Consider the following 17,253-nt stretch of genomic DNA (forward strand, 5'->3'; position numbering starts at 1 on the left):
ATAGTGCATTGCGGCATGCCCCATATTGGTGCAGCATGCAAACCGGTTTGCACCAAGCCGGTGATCTTCCGCCACAGCGATCTCAAGCGAGGTCAGCGAAATCAACGACTTGTGAAAGCGCGCGGCTTGGCATGGTCCCTGCTGTCAATCCGCTCACGAGCCACTTCACTCCAATCCGAGGTTTCTTCCGATGTCCGTGGAAAACGTTGAAAAGCTGATCAAGGACAACAAGGTCGAGTTCGTCGACCTGCGCTTCGTCGATATGCGCGGCGTGCAGCAGCACGTGACCTTTCCGGCCAACATCATCGAGCCGGCGCTGTTCGAAGAAGGCAAGATGTTCGACGGCAGCTCGATCGCGGGTTGGAAGGGCATCAACGAATCGGACATGGTGCTGCTGCCCGACGCCGGTACCGCCTATCTGGATCCGTTCTTCGCCGATCCGACCGTGGTGCTGACCTGCGACATCCTCGACCCGGCCACCATGCAGAGCTACGTGCGCGACCCGCGCGGTATCGCCAAGCGTGCCGAGGCCTACCTCAAGTCCTCCGGTATCGCCGACCAGGCCTTCTTCGGTCCGGAACCGGAATTCTTCATCTTCGATTCGGTGCGCTTTGCCAACGACATGGGCCACACCTTCTTCCAGGTGGGTTCGGAAGAGGCGGCCTGGAACACCGGCACCAAGTACGAAGGCGGCAACAGCGGCTACCGTCCCGGCGTGAAGGGCGGCTATTTCCCGGTTCCGCCGACCGACACCCTGCACGACCTGCGTGCGGAAATGATCAAGACCCTGGAGCAGGTCGGCATCGAGACCGAAGTGCACCACCATGAGGTGGCCACTGCCGGCCAATGCGAGATCGGCACCAAGTTCAGCTCGCTGGTGCAGAAGGCCGACGAACTGCTGACGATGAAGTACATCATCAAGAACGTCGCCTACCGCAACGGCAAGACCGCCACCTTCATGCCCAAGCCGATCGTCGGCGACAACGGCAGCGGCATGCACGTGCATCAGTCGCTGACCAAGGGCGGCACCAACCTGTTCTCCGGCGACGGCTACGGCGGGCTCTCGCAGCTGGCGCTGTGGTACATCGGCGGCATCTTCAAGCACGCCCGCGCCATCAACGCCTTCGCCAATTCCGGCACCAACAGCTACAAGCGCCTGGTTCCGGGCTTCGAAGCGCCGGTGATGCTGGCCTATTCGGCACGCAACCGCTCGGCCTCGTGCCGCATCCCGTGGGTCACCAACCCGAAGGCGCGCCGCATCGAAATGCGCTTCCCCGATCCGTTGCAGTCCGGCTACCTGACCTTCACCGCGCTGATGATGGCCGGCCTGGACGGCATCAAGAACCAGATCGACCCGGGCGCGCCGAGCGACAAGGATCTGTACGACCTGCCGCCGGAAGAAGAGAAGCTGATCCCGCAGGTGTGCTCCAGCCTGGATCAGGCGCTGGAAGCGCTGGACCAGGACCGCGAGTTCCTCAAGGCCGGCGGCGTGATGAGCGACGACTTCATCGACGGCTACATCGCGCTGAAGATGCAGGAAGTCACCAAGTTCCGTGCCGCCACGCATCCGCTGGAGTACCAGCTGTACTACGGCAACTAAGGTTCCACCGCGGCGGTGGTGCAGGCTCCCCCTCCCACCTGCACCATCGCCGCCCATTGTCTGACCACGCCGCGGCGCTGCCGTGGCGTTGCGGGGTACGAGAGAGCACACAGTTCGCGGCGCGCGGGCCTGACCCTCTCCCACCAAGCGGATGCGTGGCATCCGCCGGGGTCTGCGCGATCCGCGAAGCATTGGATGCCGGGGTTGGCATCCAGGTGAATGACACCGCCGGTCGGCGCGACGCCGGCCGGTTCCTTCCACCATTCGGGGTATGCGCATGAAATTGATCACCGCCATCATCCGGCCGTTCAAGCTCGACGAGGTCCGCGAGGCCCTGTCTGCTGCTGGCGTGTCGGGCATCACCGTCACCGAGGTCAAGGGCTTCGGGCGCCAGAAGGGCCACACCGAGCTGTATCGCGGTGCCGAGTACGTCGTGGATTTCCTGCCCAAGATCAAGATCGAAACGGTGGTGACCGACGACCGGCTGGACGCGGTGGTCGAGGCGATCCAGAACGCGGCCGGCACCGGCAAGATCGGCGACGGCAAGATCTTCGTCACCGCGATCGAGCAGGTGGTGCGTATCCGCACCGGCGAAATCGGCGCCGATGCGCTCTGAGTCCATCCTCCCCGGAGTCCGTATGAAGACAGCTCTTTTTGCCGGGTGGAAGGCCCGGTTCTACAGCGTGTGCATGCTGATGCTGTTCAGTGCGCTGCTGGCGGGCGGCATGGGCAGCGCGCATGCGCAGTCCGGTGCGCAGATCACCCCGTTGCCGACCGAGCCGGTCACCACCGAACCGCTGCCCTCGCTGCAGCCGCAGGCGGCGCCAGTGGCCGCGGAGGCCGCGCCGGTGGTCGACAAGGGCGATGTCGCCTGGATGCTGACCTCCACGCTGCTGGTACTGATGATGGTGGTGCCGGGCCTGGCGTTGTTCTACGGCGGCATGGTGCGCGCCAAGAACGTCCTGTCGGTGCTGATCCAGATCGCAGTGGTGTTTTCGCTGCTGACCATCCTGTGGGTGATCTACGGCTACAGCCTGGCGTTCTCCGGCGAAGGTGCGTGGATCGGCAATCTGGACAAGGCGCTGCTCAAGGGCGTCACCATCGAAACCCTGGCGGCCACCTTCACCAAGGGCGTGAGCCTGCCCGAGTACGTGTTCGTCGCCTTCCAGGCCACCTTCGCCGGCATCACCGGTGCACTGGTCGTCGGTGCCTTCGCCGAGCGGGTCAAGTTCGCCGCGGTGCTGCTGTTCTCGGTGATCTGGTTCACCTTCGGCTACCTGCCGCTGGCGCACATGGTCTGGGCCACCGGTGGCTACCTGTTCGGGCTGGGCGCGCTGGATTTCGCCGGCGGCACGGTGGTGCACATCAATGCCGGTATCGCCGGCCTGGTGGGCGCCTACTTCGTCGGCAAACGCGCCGGGCTGGGCCGCGAGGCGATCAAGCCGCACAACCTGACCCTGACCTTCGTCGGTGCCTCGTTGCTGTGGGTGGGCTGGTTCGGCTTCAACGCCGGCTCCAACCTGGAAGCCAATGCCGGCGCGGCGCTGGCCTTCCTCAACACGCTGCTGGCCACCGCCGCGGCCATCCTGGGCTGGTCGCTGACCGAGAAGATCATCAAGGGCAAGTCCTCCGCCCTGGGTGTGGCCTCGGGCATGGTCGCCGGTCTGGTCGGCATCACCCCGGCCTGCGGCACGGTGGGTCCGTTCGGCGCCATCGTGATCGGCCTGGCCGCCGGTATGCTGTGCGTGTGGGGCGTCACCGGCCTCAAGCGTCTGCTCGGTGCCGACGACAGCCTGGACGTGTTCGGCGTGCACGGCCTGGGCGGCATCGTCGGCGCGCTGCTCACCGGCGTGTTCTCGGCGGCCTCGTTGGGCGGCCAGAAGGGTGGCGACTACGACATCGTGCATCAGGTCGGCATCCAGGCGCTGGGCGTGGGCATCACCGTGGTGTGGATCGGCGTGGTGTCGGCGGTGGGCTTCCTGGTCGCCAAACTGGTGTTCGGCCTGCGCGTGAGCGAAGACGCCGAGCGCGAAGGCCTGGACATCACCTCGCACGGCGAAGCGGCGTACGAGTCCTGAGCATGACCGCCCGTGGCGACATCGCCGCGGGCGGCGCAACGGTCCGACCGGCGCCGCCTGCGCCGGATCGGTGTCTCCCCCGCGACGTGGCGCGGATCGATTGCCGAGGTGACTGCATGACCAGCCCCACGCCTGTCACGGCCGGCGCGCAGCTGCGCCGGGCCGGTGCCCGCCGCCGCCGTCCGGCGCGCTCCTCTGGGACCCCGGCGGCCGGCATGCCATCCGCGCAGCCGGCGCTCGATTGCACCAGATTGGTGCAATGGCGATGACGGTGCCCACTCCCTCGCTCGATAGCCTGGGCACCCCGGTGGCGTGGGCCGACCGGGAGGGTCGCGTGCTGGGCGTCAATCCGGCCTTCGCGCGCTGGCTCGGGGTCAGTGCGCGTCGCCTGGTCGACCAGCCTCTGGCCGCGCTGGAGGTGCAGGGCGATGCGTTGGGGCGGTTCCTGCTCAACGACGAGCGCGATGTGCTGCGCCTGCACCGGCTGGCGCTGGGCCTGCCCAACGACGCCCCGCGCTTTGCCGAGGGCTGGCTGTCGCGGCTGGACGATGGCGGCTGGTTGTTGGAAACCCACCCGGTCGACGAGTTTCCCGCGTTGGACCCCACCCATGCGCTGCCCAACGCCTTGAGCGCCGCACTCAAGGGGCTGGCGCACGAATTGCGCAATCCACTGGCCGGCCTGAAGGGCGCCGCCCAACTGCTGGCGCGGCGCTCGGCCGGGCGCGACGAGGACGAGCGCGAACTGATCGAATTGATCGGCACCGAGATCGAACGCCTCAACACCTTGCTCGAACGCCTGCTCTCGCCGTCGCCGTTGCGCCCGCACGAGGGCCTCAACATCCACGTGGTGCTCGAGCGCGTGCTGCGCCTGGCCGAGGCCGAGGGCGGCTGGTCGGTGCAGGTGCAACGCGATTACGATCCCAGCATTCCCGACATCCTCGGCGATGCGGACCGCCTGACCCAGGCGGTGTGGAATCTGGTGCGCAACGCCTTCCAGGCCGGCGCCACCCGGGTGACCCTGCGCACCCGCGTCGAACATGGTCAGCGCATCCGCGACCGCGTACATGCGATGTCGCTGCGGCTGGAGATCATCGACGATGGCGGCGGCGTGCCCGAGGAACTGGCCGAGCACCTGTTCCTGCCGCTGGTCAGTGGCCGTGCCGAAGGCAGCGGCCTGGGCCTGGCGCTGGCCCAGCAGGTCTCGCGCGAACACCACGGCACCCTGACCTACCGCTCGCGTCCTGGCCATACCGTTTTCACCCTGCTGTTGCCCGAGCTGGCCGGCGACCACGACAAGGATTCTCTGCATGGCTGAGGCCGCCGCCGCATCCCACCATATCTGGGTGGTCGACGACGACCGTTCGGTGCGCTTCGTGCTGTCCACCGCACTGCGCGACGCCGGTTATGCCGTGGACGGCTTCGACAGCGCCGCCGCCGCGCTGCAGGCGCTGGCGATGCGGCCCACCCCGGACCTGCTGTTCACCGATGTACGCATGCCCGGCGAAGACGGCCTGACCCTGCTGGACAAGCTCAAGTCCAAGCATCCGCAGCTGCCGGTGATCGTGATGTCGGCGTATACCGACGTGGCCAGCACCGCTGGCGCCTTCCGTGGTGGTGCGCACGAGTTCCTGTCCAAACCGTTCGACCTGGACGATGCGGTGGCGCTGGCGGCGCGCGCGCTGCCCGATGCAGAGGCCGGCGCGCAGCCGAGCATCGCCACGCTGGTGGCCGACGGCTCGGCATCGCTGATCGGCGATACCCCGGCGATGCAGGCACTGTTTCGCGCCATTGGCCGGCTGGCGCAGGCGCCGTTGTCGGTGCTGATCAATGGCGAGACCGGCACCGGCAAGGAACTGGTTGCCCGCGCGCTGCACAACGAGTCGCCACGCGCGCGCAAACCGTTCGTGGCGCTCAATACCGCCGCCATTCCCGCCGAGTTGCTGGAAAGCGAATTGTTCGGCCACGAAACCGGTGCTTTCACCGGTGCGACCAAGCGCCATATCGGCCGTTTCGAACAGGCCGACGGCGGCACCCTGTTCCTGGACGAAATCGGCGACATGCCGCTGCCGTTGCAGACCCGCCTGCTGCGCGTGCTGGCCGAAAACGAATTCTTCCGCGTCGGCGGGCGCGAGCTGATCCGCGTCGATGTGCGCGTGATCGCCGCCACCCACCAGGATCTGGAAGCGCTGGTCGAACAGGGCCGCTTCCGTGCCGACCTGTTGCACCGCCTGGACGTGGTGCGCCTGCAGCTGCCGCCGCTGCGCGAACGCCGCGGCGACATCGCGCAACTGGCCGAGAATTTCCTGGCGATGGCAGGGCGCAAGCTCGACATGTCGCCAAAGCGGTTGTCCTCGGCCGCGTTGGAGGCACTGCGCCACTACGACTGGCCCGGCAACGTGCGCGAACTGGAAAACGTCTGCTGGCGTCTGGCCGCACTGGCCACTGCCGACATCATCGATGTGATCGATGTGGATGCCGCGCTGGCGCGCGGCCGCCAGCGCACCGGCCGCAGCAGCGCCGGACAATGGGACGACATGCTCTCGAGCTGGGCCGCGCAACGGCTGAGCGAGGGCGCCCAGGGCCTGCACGCAGAAGCGCGCGAACGCCTGGACAAGACCCTGCTCGAAGCCGCCCTGCAGCTGACCCAGGGCCGCCGTGCCGAAGCCGCCGCGCGCCTGGGACTGGGCCGCAACACGGTCACCCGCAAGCTCGGCCCGGGCCGCAAGCGGCGCTGATTGGCCCGCACGCGGAGTTGAGTCCCGCTCCCGTCTGCGCGAGAGGGGCTGGAGGTGAGGGGCGCCTGCGAAGAGCCGTACCGCGTGTCGGAGCCGTGCAGCGAACCGGCGAGTTCGAAGGGCATTACGACGGCAGGCGCGCATGAGCTCGCCGTTTTCTCGTTCGCACCCACCACGGTCTCGATGAGCTCGCGGTGCACGACACCCCCATCCGCCCTTCGGGCACCTTCCCCCGCACGCGGGAGAAGGCGGAATCACAGGCAAGCTCGCCGTTTTCTCGCTCGCACCCACCACGGTCTCGATGAGCTGGCGGCGCACGACACCCCCATCCGCCCTTCGGGCACCTTCCCCCGCACGCGGGAGAAGGCGGAATCACAGGCCAGCTCGCCGTTTTCTCGCTCGCACGCGCCACTGTCTCGATGACCTGGCGGCGCATGACGCCCCCATCCGCCCTTCGGGCACCTTCCCCCGCACGCGGGAGAAGGCGGAATCACAGGCCAGCTCGCCGTTTTCTCGCTCGCACGCGCCACTGTCTCGATGACCTGGCGGCGCATGACGTCCCCATCCGCCCTTCGGGCACCTTCCCCCCGCACGCGGGAGAAGGCGGAATCACAGGCAAGCTCGTCGCCCTGGACAAGCACCTTCCCCGCACGCGGAAGACGGCAAGACGCGCGGGCAAGGCAAGCATCGATCTTCGCAGTCGAGCCCTTCTTGCGCCTGCGGGAGAGGGATTGGGGTGAGGGCGCAAGTTGCGCAGGTCCCGGCCCGCAATCCAGCCCCGTAAACTCCCGGCCTGCCGCCGAGTGCATTTCATGACATGTGAACACGCACCCGCATAGGTTCCAAACCTGATCAGGAGAAAAGTTCGATGCGTTATCGGTCGTCTACGCTCGTTGTGCTTGCCGCTCTGGCGCTCGCTGCCTGCAGCAGCACGCCGCCGGCTCCCACGCCGCCGCCGGTGCAGGCGCGGGTCGTGCCCACGCGCCCGGTGCAGCAGGCCGAAGCGGCGTTGGCTTCGGCATCGGGCAGCCTGGTCAGCGGGCGTGTGGTACTGGTGCCGGCATTGCAGGGCATCCGCATCACCGGCACGATCGGTGGGCTGCGTCCTAGCGCGGCGGCCGGATTCCACGTCCACGAGCGCGGCGACTGTAGCGCAGCCGATGCCAGCAGCGCCGGTGCCCATTTCAACCCGACCGCGTCCGCGCACGGCCGTGCCGGCACCGTGCCGCATCACCTGGGCGATATGGACAATCTGCGTGCAGATGCCGAAGGCGTGGCGCACCTGGACATGATCGTGTCGGGCATCAGCCTGGGCGATGCGGCGCCGACCGATGTGGTCGGCAAATCACTGATCGTGCATGCCGACGCCGACGATTACCGTAGCCAGCCCAGCGGCAATGCAGGCGCCCGCACCGCATGCGGCGTCATTCGCGTCACGCAATGGGGCGCGGCCCCTCCGCAGCCCTGATTCGGGGCATTCATGGCCGCAGTCGCGGCGCTTCCGGGAGTTCTTTCATGCGTATCGTTCCTACCACCTTGTTCCTGGCCACTGCCCTGGCGTTGACCGCGTGCAAACGCGAGGAGCCCGCACCGGCCGAGCCGGCGCCCGCTCCGCAGGCCGGCACGCCGGCCGAAGCCGCGCATGGCGGCGAACATGCAGCGTCGATGGTCACCGAGGCAACCGCTGCCACCACCGCCACTGCCGAGCTCAAACCGACCCAGGGCAACGAGGTCAAGGGAACGGTGACGTTCAAGACCGTCGATGGCGCGCTGCGCGTCACCGGCCAGCTGAGCGGGCTCAAGCCCAATAGCGAACACGGGTTCCATATCCACGAGAAGGGCGACTGCAGTGCGCCGGACGCCAGCAGCGCCGGTGGCCACTTCAATCCGGCCCAGACCGATCACGGCAACGTCAGCGCCGATCCGCACCACGGTGGCGACATGCCCAATATCAAGGCCGATGCGCAAGGCAACGCCTCCATCGACGGCCCGGTGTCGAGCAACGTCAATCTCGGCAAGGCCGATCAGTCCGATATCGCCGGTCACGCGGTGATCGTCCACGCCGACCCGGACGACTACAAGACCCAGCCCACCGGCAACGCTGGCGGACGTCTGGCCTGCGGCGTGATCACCACCGACAACGCACCGGCGCCTGCCCGGTAAGCGGAAAAACGCCGCGATGCCTGCATCGCGGCGTTGCCTGGAGGCGGCGGTGGAGTCCTCAGGCACCATCGCCAGCCGGCTGGCTGGTCTGCATCGTGCCGGTTCGAACGACGCGCGCCGGTGTCACCGGTGTGGCGCAATGCCGATGCGTCGTTCCTGCTGCCAATCGCAGTGCCGACGATGGATGCTTCTTCGAGCCATGCTTGTCAACCGACGCCCCGGCGGCATGCACGGCTCAATAGTTCGCCCACAGCCCGGGTGTGGCCAGCTCCACCAGATGTGCGTCCGGGTCGCGGAAATAGATGCTGTGTCCGCCCCCTGGCCATTGCGTGCGGCCTTCGATTTCGATTCCGCAGCGCTGCAGATGCGCCAGCCATCCATCCAGCGCATCGGTGGCGATCGCCAGTGCGTAGTGTGTGCGCCCGCTGCCGTCGTGCGGGGGAATGGTGCCGCCTGGCAGCGTCACCATGGTGGAGGTACTTCCCTGCAGGAACAGCAACAGGACCTGCGCCGGTGCGAGCGCGTACGCGGCCATGCGCGCATCGCGGTGCATCGGCTGCAGTCCCAGCACGCGGGCATAGAACGCGCAGGCGCGTTCCAGGTCGGCGACGTAGATGCCGGTTTCCAGCACGCCCTGCAGCGCAGGTGGTGCCGGTAGCGGCGTCTGGCTCACGCGGCCAGCGCCTGACGCGGATCCTGGCCAGGTTCCACATGCACATAAAGCACCGGCAGGCCGTGTGCCTCCAGCACCGCCGCCATCTGTCGCTGGCGTGACAGGAAGTGTTCGTAGACGCCGCGCAGGCGCTCGCAATCCCCGCGATCGTGCGCGTAGTAATCGCACCAGCCTGCGGGATCGAACAGGGCGATGCGCACCTCGCCATCGACATAGCGCAACACCGGCTCCGGTGCCTGATCCAGCCATTCCTCGCTGGTCGGCGCGAGCAGGGCGGCTTCGATCAGTGGCCACAGCGGCGCCAGGCCCTGATTGTCGTACTGCATCGAGATCATCGCAGCCAGATCGTGCGCGGTGAGATAGCGCGCATGCTCGATGCGCGCGCCGAAGCTCTCCTGTGCCAGGAGCGCGGTGTCGGCCTGGGCCATGCCCTGAGCCAGCAGCACCTCTTCCATCGCTTCTGCCACCGTGGCGACGGTCTGCGCGTTGCCGGTGAGCAGGAACGGCAATACCCGCAGTCCGCCGCCGGTGAGCTGGGCGTCGGCCTGGAATGGCAATGGGATCTCGCCGTGCGCATCGGCGCCGAAGGCCAGCAGGCGCGGACCCTGGTCGCGTCCCGGCGCACGGGCGTGCAATTCTTCCAGCCGGCGATGCAGCGGCCAACCCGGGCGCAGCACTTCGGCCGGGTCGAAGTGCGCCATGGCCACGCTGAGCTCGAGTTCCCGGACCTCGGGAATCCATTGCGCCAGGTCGCGGCCGATGCGTTCGGCCAGCATGCCGGCCTGTTCCGGCGCCAATGCGCCGCGCTCGGGGACGGTGCCGCCGGTCAATTCCAGCGCCAGTACACCCATGGCGGTCACGCCGTGTTCGGTCTTGCTCATGATTCGCGGTTGGCCCATCACGGGGTCGAAGCTACACTGCCGACATTATGCCTGCCGGCCCTGTGCAGGCCATGTCCCCGAGTCCTCCATGCCAGGTCAACCGATGCCCGCAGCCCGTCCCGTCGCCATTCTTGGCGGCGTCCGTATCCCGTTCTGTCGCCAGAACACCGCTTATGCGGATGTGGGCAATCTGGGCATGTCCGTGCGCACGCTGGGCGCGCTGGTCGAGCGTTTCGGGCTGCACGGCCAGCAACTGGGCGAAGTGGCGATGGGGGCGGTGATCAAGCATTCGGCGGACTGGAACCTGGCGCGCGAAGCCACGCTCTCGTCCGGATTGTCGCCGCTGACACCCGGCCTCACCCTGCAACGCGCCTGCGGCACCAGCCTGGACTCGGTGATCACCATCGCCAACAAGATCGCGCTGGGGCAGATCGATTCGGGCATCGGCGGCGGCTCGGATACCACTTCCGAAGTGCCGATCGTCTACGGCAAGAAACTGCGCGCCCGGTTGATGGCGGCCAATCGTGCCAAGGCGACCGGCGACAAGCTCAAGACGCTGCTGCGCGGTTTCAAGCTCGCCGAACTCAAGCCCGAGTTCCCCGGCGTGGCCGAGCCGCGCACCGGCAAGAGCATGGGCGACCATTGCGAGGACATGGCCAAGGAATGGAACATCTCGCGCGATTCGCAGGACGAGTGGGCGGTGGCCTCGCACCACAAGCTCGCCGCGGCGTACGAGCGTGGATTTTTCGATGGGCTGATCGCGCCGTTTCGCGGTGTCTCGCGTGACAACATCCTGCGTGCGGACACCTCGCTGGAAAAACTCGCCACGCTGCGACCGGCGTTCGACAAGACTTCCGGCCGCGGCACCCTGACTGCGGCCAATTCCACTCCGCTCACCGACGGCGCCGCTGCCGTGCTGCTGTCCAGCGAAGCGTGGGCGCTGGCGCATGGCCACACGCCGATGGCCTATCTGCGCGATGCGCAGGTGGCGGCGGTGGACTTCGTGCACGGCGAAGGCCTGCTGATGGCGCCGACCATTGCGGTACCGCAGATGCTGGCGCGCCAGGGCCTGACGCTGCAGGATTTCGACATCTACGAAATCCACGAAGCCTTCGCCGCACAGGTGCTGTGCACGCTGCGAGCGTGGGAAAGCGAGGACTACTGCCGTAACCGGCTGGGCCTGGATGCGCCGCTGGGCCGCATCGATCCGGACAAGATCAACCCGCTGGGCTCCTCGCTGGCCACCGGCCACCCGTTCGCTGCCACCGGTGCGCGCGTGGTCGCCACTGCCGCCAAGCAGCTGGAAGAGCGGGGCGGCGGGCGCGCGCTGATCTCCATCTGCACTGCCGGCGGCATGGGCGTGGTGGCGATCGTCGAGCGCTAGGCTGCTGCGCAGCGGGATTGGGCATTCGGGATTGGGGATTGGCAAAGGCAAAACCCGTTCTTGCGAATCACGAATTCCGAATCTCCAATCCCGAATCCCCAACCTGCAAGGAGACATGGATGTCGAACGATGAACGGCGCGAGCCACCCAGCCTGTATCTGACCCCGGCACACGGCGATGTCTGGCGCGAGGGCGATGTGCTGGTCTGCACGCCGGGCGCCAACCTGCCGCCGCGCTGCGTCAAGTGCAATGCGCCAGCGGATCTGCCGCCGCGGCGCTATATCTTTCACTGGCACCATCCGGTGATCTACGCCTCCCTGCTGCTGGGGGTGCTGCCGTATCTGATCCTGGCGATCGCCCTGCGCAAGCGCAGCGCGCATGTGCTCACCTTGTGCAGTCGGCACGAGCGCCGCCGCGTGCGCTACGTCGCCGTGGCGCTGGCCTCGGTGCTGGCGCTGCTGGTCTGCGGCCTGTCGCTGGACAGCGACTTCCGCTGGGTGATCGGCAGCGCGGTGATGGCGGCCATGCTGCTGGTGGGCCGGCTGGGGTCGCGGGTGCTGTCGCCGCGATCGGTCGGTCACTGGCAGGCCCGCTATCTCGGGGCCTGCGATGCGTTTCTGCACGCGTTGCCACCGCCCCCACCGGACGCACGGCGCCGCGACTGATCGCGCTGGCCGCGCATGTCCCGGCAATGGATGGCCTGCACGGTTCCTCTCGCACCTGCATGCGCACAACGGCGGTTCCGGTGCCAGGGTGAAAGCAGCGCGGCGACCGAGTGCATAGTCGCGTGCGGGCGTCCCGACGGCGACCGCCGCCAGCCTCGGGCCGCTCCCGCCGGGAAGCGGCTGTGCGGTCAGGGCATGCGGTCGTCCGGCGCCAGCGGATCGGCGGCGGGCGTCGGCCCTACCGCCACCAGCGGTCCACGCGGCGACTGCTGCGGCAGGCCCTCGTGCACCGGCTCGCCGCGTGCGGCGCGTAGCGCGTTGGCATAGCAGTGCTGGGCCGACAGCAGGTCGCCGGCAGCAGCAAACCCGTGTCCCAGCTCTTCCCAGGCCTCGCTACCGGCGCCATTTGCGAGTGCGCGATGCAGGAATTCCTCGGCCTGCGACCATTGTTGCTGGTGGCGCGCCAGGCGTGCCAGCGTCAGCAGCAAGCCCGGGCTATCCGGAAACTGGGCCAGCCAGCGCTGCGCACTGGCGCGGCGCGAATCGTATTTCTCCAGTGGCAGCACGCCGTACAGACGTATCAACGCTTCGTTCCACTGCGCATCCAGCGCCTGCTCCAGGCTGTGCACGGCGGCATCGTCCCAGTGCAGCACGGCGGCGCGCTGCGCATAGGCGGCCACGACGGCGGGATAGGTCCGCAGCGCCTTGGGCAATGCTTCCCAGCGTTCGGCCAGCGCGTTGGCATCGCCGGCCTGCAGCAGGGTCTGCTCGGCCAAGGTGGCTTCCAGCGCGGCGTATGCCTCCGGTGCCAGCACCGCCTGCTGGCGCAGGGCACCGAGCTGGCCATAGGCCTCGTCGGCGCGCCCGATCTGCGCCAGCGCATGCGTGCGCAGCAACAGGCCACGGGCCGGAAGCGGCTGCGCGGCGGCGCTATCGAGCGCATTGATGGCCTCCACCGGGTGCTGGCGGGCCAGGTGACGCTCGCCCTGCAACAGTGCATGCGCGGTGGGGTCGCGCTCTGCCAGCCGCTGCGCCAGCGCATCGGCCGAGGCCGCGTCGCCGCGCGCATCGGCCACCCGCACCGCGCTGGCCAGCGCGATGCCGCTGACTTCCTCGTCCTCGCTGGCGTTGACCAGCAGCCGCTCGGCGCGTTGCCACTGGCCATGGTCGGCCGCGCGCAGGCCTTCGATCAGGCGTGCACGGCCCTTCTTGCGCCGGTACTTGCCCCAGACGCGGAACGGCAGGCTGACCAGGGTCCACAGCAGCCACAGCACCAGCAGTGCGATGACCAGGATCAACACCGCCTGCGGCATGGCGGCGCGGTAGTCGTTGCCGCCGATGCTGACCGCCACGTTGCCCAGGTCGTAGCTGTTCTGGTGCGACAACCATTGCGCACCGAGGACACCCAGGGCCACGGCAACCAGCAGGATCAGGACGGTACGCAATACTTTCATTGGGTGGATCTCCCTTCACGCATGGCCTGCAATTGCAGCAGGGTGGTGCCCAGCTCCGGCAGGCGCGGACGCAGTGGCGCTTGTTGCAGCGTGCGCAGGCGTGCACGCACCTGGCCACGCTGCGGTGAGTCGGGCCATAGCCGCACGGTCCAGCTATCGACACGGCGCAGTGCCTGCGCCAAGCCGTCGGCATCGCCGCGTTCGGCAGCCGCGCGGGCCAGGCTGATCTCGACCTGCAAGGCGTCGGCTGCGGCGTGACGTTCGCTGCCGGTGAGCAGGGTCTGACCGCGGCTGGGACGGATGTCCACCAGCGGCGCCAGCGCCTTCTGCCACCATGGGCGTGCGGCGTCGCCGGGCTGGGCGGCACGTTCGGGCAGCCGCTGCAGATCGCCGGCCAGCCGGTCCAAGGCCTGGCCCACCTGGGCCTGCGGGCCGGCGCCGAGGCGATCGAGCGCATCGCGCTCCTGCACCAGCGCCTGGCGCAGGTTGAGATAGCCCGGATCGTCGATGCCGTTGAGCGCGCCATTGGCCAAGGCGTAGGCGCGTCGCGCGCCGTCGGCGTCGCCGGCCACGCTCAGCCGCTGCTGGCCCAGCCGCAACAGCAATTCCACTTCGTCCAATCGCAGCGCCTGCGCGCCGTGGCGATTGGGGTCGGCCAGTTTCTGCACGGTGTCTTCGAGCAAGGCACTACGCTGGCTCAGGCCCAACATTTCATCGCGCAGGACACGATTGGTGGCCGCCGCGTCCTGCAGGCGTTCATTGGCCAGGCGCTGATCGCGTCGCAGCGTTTCCAACAGCTGTTGCGTGCCGTCCCAACGCTGTTGCTGCGCCTGCGCGGCCTGCACCTGCGCCGCCTGGTACCCCTGCCATGCGCGCCAGCCGAAAAACAGCGCCGCAGCCACGGCCGCTGCCGCGACTGCGAGCAGCAGCCAGACCCAGGGAACGCGTCGCGCAGGAGCGGACATTTCGGTCATTCGGACATCCTCGAGCGGTCACGATCGGCGCAAGCGCCGCAGTCATCCAGTACAGCATGGCGTGCCGCAGCGGACACCCGCAAGCTGTGCTCGAGTTCGTAGTTCAGCAAGGTCGCGGCGGTGTCACGACCGCTGCCGCAGCGGCGGCCAGCTGCATCGGCAGCGGTCCTGGCGCGCGCGTCACCTGATGGAAGCCCGCTGCCTGCGCCGCTGCCAGCATGCGTTCGCTGGAGGCCACCACGGGGCGTTGCCGCCATGCATCGAGCACCGCATCGGGCAACTGCTGCACGATCAGCGCCAGCGCCTGCGCACTGCTCAGGGCCAGCACGCTGCGCGGAAGTGCCTCCACCAGCGCCTGCATCGCCGAGCGGCGCAGTGGCAGGGCCACGCGCCGGTAGACGTCGGCGCGCAGAATGCATGCGCCGCGTTGTTCCAGCGCCGGTGCCAGCATGCCGCGCCCGCCTGGGGCCGTGATCAGCCCCACCGCCTGCAATGGCGCGCGGAGCAGGGGCAAGTCCAGCAAGCCCTCGCTGTCCATGCGTTGCGGACACACCACCTCATCGACCCCGCACGCCTGCAAGGCGCGCGCAGTGCCCTCACCGACACTGACCCAGTGCGTCTGCGCCGGTGGTCGTAGCGGCGCGAGCCGATGCGCGGCCTGAACCGCCGCCGGGCTGGTGAACACCACGATCGGTGCCTGCAGTGCCAGCTGCAGCGCAGCGCGGGCCTGCTCGGTGCCGTCGGTCTGCAGCCGCCAGGGCGAGAGCGCCAGCACGCGGCCGCCATACCGCGCGGCGGCACGCCGCAGTGGCGCATGCTCCCCGCTGGGTCGCAGCGAGATCAGGGTCCAGGGATCGGAGGCAACGCGGGTCATGCCGCGATTATGCGAGAGCCACAACGCCGTGGTGCGATAGCGGGGGCGGGCACGGCGCGTGGGGCGATCCGGGGGCATGGCTGCCGCGTGGTACGCGAGGTCGCCGGGGCAGCCCAGTCCGAATAGGTCCTTTTTGAGACTTTTGTCTCATTCGGTCCCCTCTTGCAAACGCATCCAATCCCGCCACGATCCGCCACTCCCAACCGAGCTGGAGTGGCGCCGTGATCAAGTCGTATCTCATCAACATGCAGCGCAGCGGCGACCGGCTGCAGGCGATGTCGGCACGGTTCCAGGCGTTGGGTCTGCCGTTCGAGCGCCTACCCGCCGTCGACGGCGCGACCCTGACGCCCGAGCAGATCGCCGACTTCGTTCGCGAGCGCCCGCTGGAAGGCTCCGGCGATGCTTACAGTTCCGGGCCGCGTCGATGGACGGCCTCCAACATCGGCTGCTTTCTGAGCCACTACGCGGCATGGCGCGTTGCGGCCGACTCGCAGGACGCCTACACCGCCATCTTCGAGGACGACATGCACCTGTCCGACGCGCTGCCCAGCTTGCTGCGCGATACCGCTTGGCTGCCGGCGGGCAACAGCATCGTGCGCCTGGAGCCCTCGTACAACCGGATCAAGCTGGATGCCCAGGTGACCGAGATCGCCGGACGCCGGCTGCATCCGGTACATCCGTCGCCGCATCAGCATTGCTGGCCGGTGTGCGCCGGCGCGCTGATCGTCAGCCGCGATGCGGCACGGCTGCTGCTGGCAGCCGAGGCGCGCTGGCACACCATGGCCGATATCTTCCTGTTCGGCTGGAACGAATCGCCGGTCGCGCATCGACTGGCCACCTATCAGCTCTCGCCGGCTGCCTGTATCCAGGACAAGTTCTTCCATGCGGCGCCGGAGCAGATCGTGTTCGCCAGCACTATCGATGCGCCGTTGACACAGGCGCAACGCCAGCGCAGTGCGCACTGGAAAGCCAAGGCCACCGCGTTGCTGCGCGTCGCACAGGGCTACCGCAAAGTGCAGTTCGCTCCCTGACCTCGTACCGGCCGCCGCGCGGCGGCTGCAAGGGGCGATGCGGCGGTGGCCGGCATGCTGCCTCCATGCATGCCGGCACGCGCGTGGTCGACCGCGCTGCTGCCAACGGCAGCCGAAGTGATGGATGTCTGCGGTGCCCACCGCTGCAATCCCATACGCGTTCACCATGCGGTACCGCATGTCGTGTCGTCGCACAAGACGCTCGCCGGACATTGCGGCATGATGCCGCCCTTCGCCGTCTTCCAGCCGTTGCCGATGACCTCTTCGTGCTCGCTCGCATCCGCCCTGCAGTCGCTGCAGCAGCAGTTCATCGCCATGCCGCCGGTCCAGTCGATGGGTATCGCCGTCGATGGCCTGCACGACGGCGCGCTGCGCCTGCGTGCGCCGCTGCAGGCCAACGTCAACGACAAGGCCAATGCCTTCGGCGGCAGCCTGGCCTCGCTGATGACGCTGGCCGGCTGGGGCTGGTTGACCCTGCAACTGCAGCTGGCAGGGCACGATGCCGATGTCTATGTCGCCGACAGCCAGTTGCGCTATGTCGCACCGGTGTACGAAGACCTGGTGGCCGACGCGGCCCCCTCGGAGCTGGGTGGATGGGAGGCGTTCCTGGCCACCTTCCGCCAGCGTGGCAAGGCGCGCATCGGCATGCGTGCGCAGATCGCGCTGGGGTCGGGCACTGCCGCGGCGACCCTGAGCGGACGCTTCGTGGCGTTTCCGAAGCGGTAGGATGCGGTCTGAATC

16 protein-coding genes are annotated in these 17,253 nt (G+C 68.2%); 11 read left to right on the top strand and 5 right to left on the bottom strand.

Features of this window, described 5'->3' with window-relative positions:
• Positions 1–190: 190 nt before the first annotated feature.
• The 7 genes from glnA (at position 191) to LL962_RS00555 (ending at position 8,576) form a co-directional block, all read left to right on the top strand.
• A complete protein-coding gene (gene glnA, locus LL962_RS00525; protein WP_104588520.1) occupies positions 191–1,600 on the top strand; it encodes a type I glutamate--ammonia ligase in 1,410 nt (469 codons plus the stop codon).
• 277 nt (positions 1,601–1,877) lie between these two features.
• The gene (locus tag LL962_RS00530; RefSeq protein WP_002808480.1) at positions 1,878–2,216 is read left to right on the top strand and encodes a P-II family nitrogen regulator; all 339 of its coding nucleotides are present in this window, start codon (positions 1,878–1,880) and stop codon (positions 2,214–2,216) included.
• Positions 2,217–2,238: 22 nt separating this feature from the next.
• A complete protein-coding gene (locus tag LL962_RS00535) occupies positions 2,239–3,678 on the top strand; it encodes an ammonium transporter (RefSeq protein ID WP_228315498.1) in 1,440 nt (479 codons plus the stop codon).
• 259 nt (positions 3,679–3,937) lie between these two features.
• Complete coding sequence (locus LL962_RS00540; protein WP_425478198.1) at positions 3,938–4,993, top strand: two-component system sensor histidine kinase NtrB; 1,056 nt, start codon at positions 3,938–3,940, stop codon at positions 4,991–4,993.
• Complete coding sequence (ntrC, locus tag LL962_RS00545) at positions 4,986–6,413, top strand: nitrogen regulation protein NR(I) (protein ID WP_228315499.1); 1,428 nt, start codon at positions 4,986–4,988, stop codon at positions 6,411–6,413. The genes LL962_RS00540 and ntrC overlap by 8 nt, the downstream gene beginning before the upstream one ends.
• Before the next feature lie 868 nt (positions 6,414–7,281).
• Positions 7,282–7,881, top strand: a complete 600-nt coding sequence (locus LL962_RS00550) for a superoxide dismutase family protein (RefSeq protein ID WP_228315500.1) — start codon at positions 7,282–7,284, stop codon at positions 7,879–7,881.
• A gap of 47 nt (positions 7,882–7,928) precedes the next feature.
• Positions 7,929–8,576: a superoxide dismutase family protein gene (locus LL962_RS00555; RefSeq protein ID WP_104588523.1), complete on the top strand. Its 648-nt coding sequence runs from the start codon at positions 7,929–7,931 to the stop codon at positions 8,574–8,576.
• 235 nt (positions 8,577–8,811) lie between these two features.
• Here the strand turns inward: LL962_RS00555 and LL962_RS00560 are convergent, their stop codons facing one another.
• Together LL962_RS00560 and LL962_RS00565 are read right to left on the bottom strand one after the other, a co-directional pair.
• Positions 8,812–9,249, bottom strand: coding sequence for a VOC family protein (locus tag LL962_RS00560; RefSeq protein WP_228315501.1), 438 nt, complete (start codon positions 9,247–9,249; stop codon positions 8,812–8,814).
• Positions 9,246–10,130, bottom strand: coding sequence for a hypothetical protein (locus LL962_RS00565; protein WP_167395423.1), 885 nt, complete (start codon positions 10,128–10,130; stop codon positions 9,246–9,248). The genes LL962_RS00560 and LL962_RS00565 overlap by 4 nt, the downstream gene beginning before the upstream one ends.
• Before the next feature lie 88 nt (positions 10,131–10,218).
• On the opposite strand from LL962_RS00565, the gene LL962_RS00570 reads away from it, so the two are divergent.
• Both LL962_RS00570 and LL962_RS00575 read left to right on the top strand, forming a co-directional pair.
• Positions 10,219–11,514 (top strand): acetyl-CoA C-acetyltransferase, encoded by a 1,296-nt coding sequence (locus tag LL962_RS00570; protein WP_104588525.1) that lies wholly within the window; start codon positions 10,219–10,221, stop codon positions 11,512–11,514.
• 119 nt (positions 11,515–11,633) lie between these two features.
• A complete protein-coding gene (locus tag LL962_RS00575; protein WP_167395424.1) occupies positions 11,634–12,179 on the top strand; it encodes a hypothetical protein in 546 nt (181 codons plus the stop codon).
• 188 nt (positions 12,180–12,367) lie between these two features.
• Here the strand turns inward: LL962_RS00575 and LL962_RS00580 are convergent, their stop codons facing one another.
• From LL962_RS00580 to LL962_RS00590, 3 genes are all read right to left on the bottom strand, one after another.
• Positions 12,368–13,633: a heme biosynthesis protein HemY gene (locus tag LL962_RS00580; RefSeq protein WP_228315502.1), complete on the bottom strand. Its 1,266-nt coding sequence runs from the start codon at positions 13,631–13,633 to the stop codon at positions 12,368–12,370.
• Positions 13,630–14,607, bottom strand: a complete 978-nt coding sequence (locus tag LL962_RS00585; RefSeq protein ID WP_104588527.1) for a uroporphyrinogen-III C-methyltransferase — start codon at positions 14,605–14,607, stop codon at positions 13,630–13,632. Before LL962_RS00585 ends, LL962_RS00580 begins: the two co-directional genes overlap by 4 nt.
• A gap of 103 nt (positions 14,608–14,710) precedes the next feature.
• On the bottom strand, positions 14,711–15,481 hold the full coding sequence (locus tag LL962_RS00590; RefSeq protein WP_228315503.1) for a uroporphyrinogen-III synthase: 771 nt from the start codon (positions 15,479–15,481) through the stop codon (positions 14,711–14,713).
• 221 nt (positions 15,482–15,702) lie between these two features.
• Between LL962_RS00590 and LL962_RS00595 the strand changes: the two genes are divergently transcribed.
• Together LL962_RS00595 and LL962_RS00600 are read left to right on the top strand one after the other, a co-directional pair.
• Positions 15,703–16,512, top strand: a complete 810-nt coding sequence (locus tag LL962_RS00595; RefSeq protein ID WP_228315504.1) for a glycosyltransferase family 25 protein — start codon at positions 15,703–15,705, stop codon at positions 16,510–16,512.
• Positions 16,513–16,767: 255 nt separating this feature from the next.
• Complete coding sequence (locus tag LL962_RS00600; protein WP_167395427.1) at positions 16,768–17,238, top strand: YiiD C-terminal domain-containing protein; 471 nt, start codon at positions 16,768–16,770, stop codon at positions 17,236–17,238.
• Positions 17,239–17,253: the final 15 nt, after the last annotated feature.

Origin of the sequence: Xanthomonas sp. NCPPB 1067, from assembly GCF_020783795.1 — a bacterium.
In the GTDB taxonomy this organism is placed as follows: Bacteria; Pseudomonadota; Gammaproteobacteria; order Xanthomonadales; family Xanthomonadaceae; genus Xanthomonas; species Xanthomonas melonis.

Coding starts and splice junctions, on each gene's coding strand:
- LL962_RS00565 (WP_167395423.1), bottom strand. CDS start 10,130: ATGAGCAAGACCGAACACGGCGTGACCGCCATGGGTGTACTGGCGCTG.
- LL962_RS00570 (WP_104588525.1), top strand. CDS start 10,219: ATGCCAGGTCAACCGATGCCCGCAGCCCGTCCCGTCGCCATTCTTGGC.
- LL962_RS00585 (WP_104588527.1), bottom strand. CDS start 14,607: ATGACCGAAATGTCCGCTCCTGCGCGACGCGTTCCCTGGGTCTGGCTG.
- LL962_RS00535 (WP_228315498.1), top strand. CDS start 2,239: ATGAAGACAGCTCTTTTTGCCGGGTGGAAGGCCCGGTTCTACAGCGTG.
- LL962_RS00550 (WP_228315500.1), top strand. CDS start 7,282: ATGCGTTATCGGTCGTCTACGCTCGTTGTGCTTGCCGCTCTGGCGCTC.
- glnA (WP_104588520.1), top strand. CDS start 191: ATGTCCGTGGAAAACGTTGAAAAGCTGATCAAGGACAACAAGGTCGAG.
- LL962_RS00555 (WP_104588523.1), top strand. CDS start 7,929: ATGCGTATCGTTCCTACCACCTTGTTCCTGGCCACTGCCCTGGCGTTG.
- LL962_RS00600 (WP_167395427.1), top strand. CDS start 16,768: ATGACCTCTTCGTGCTCGCTCGCATCCGCCCTGCAGTCGCTGCAGCAG.
- LL962_RS00590 (WP_228315503.1), bottom strand. CDS start 15,481: ATGACCCGCGTTGCCTCCGATCCCTGGACCCTGATCTCGCTGCGACCC.
- LL962_RS00530 (WP_002808480.1), top strand. CDS start 1,878: ATGAAATTGATCACCGCCATCATCCGGCCGTTCAAGCTCGACGAGGTC.
- LL962_RS00580 (WP_228315502.1), bottom strand. CDS start 13,633: ATGAAAGTATTGCGTACCGTCCTGATCCTGCTGGTTGCCGTGGCCCTG.
- ntrC (WP_228315499.1), top strand. CDS start 4,986: ATGGCTGAGGCCGCCGCCGCATCCCACCATATCTGGGTGGTCGACGAC.
- LL962_RS00575 (WP_167395424.1), top strand. CDS start 11,634: ATGTCGAACGATGAACGGCGCGAGCCACCCAGCCTGTATCTGACCCCG.
- LL962_RS00540 (WP_425478198.1), top strand. CDS start 3,938: ATGGCGATGACGGTGCCCACTCCCTCGCTCGATAGCCTGGGCACCCCG.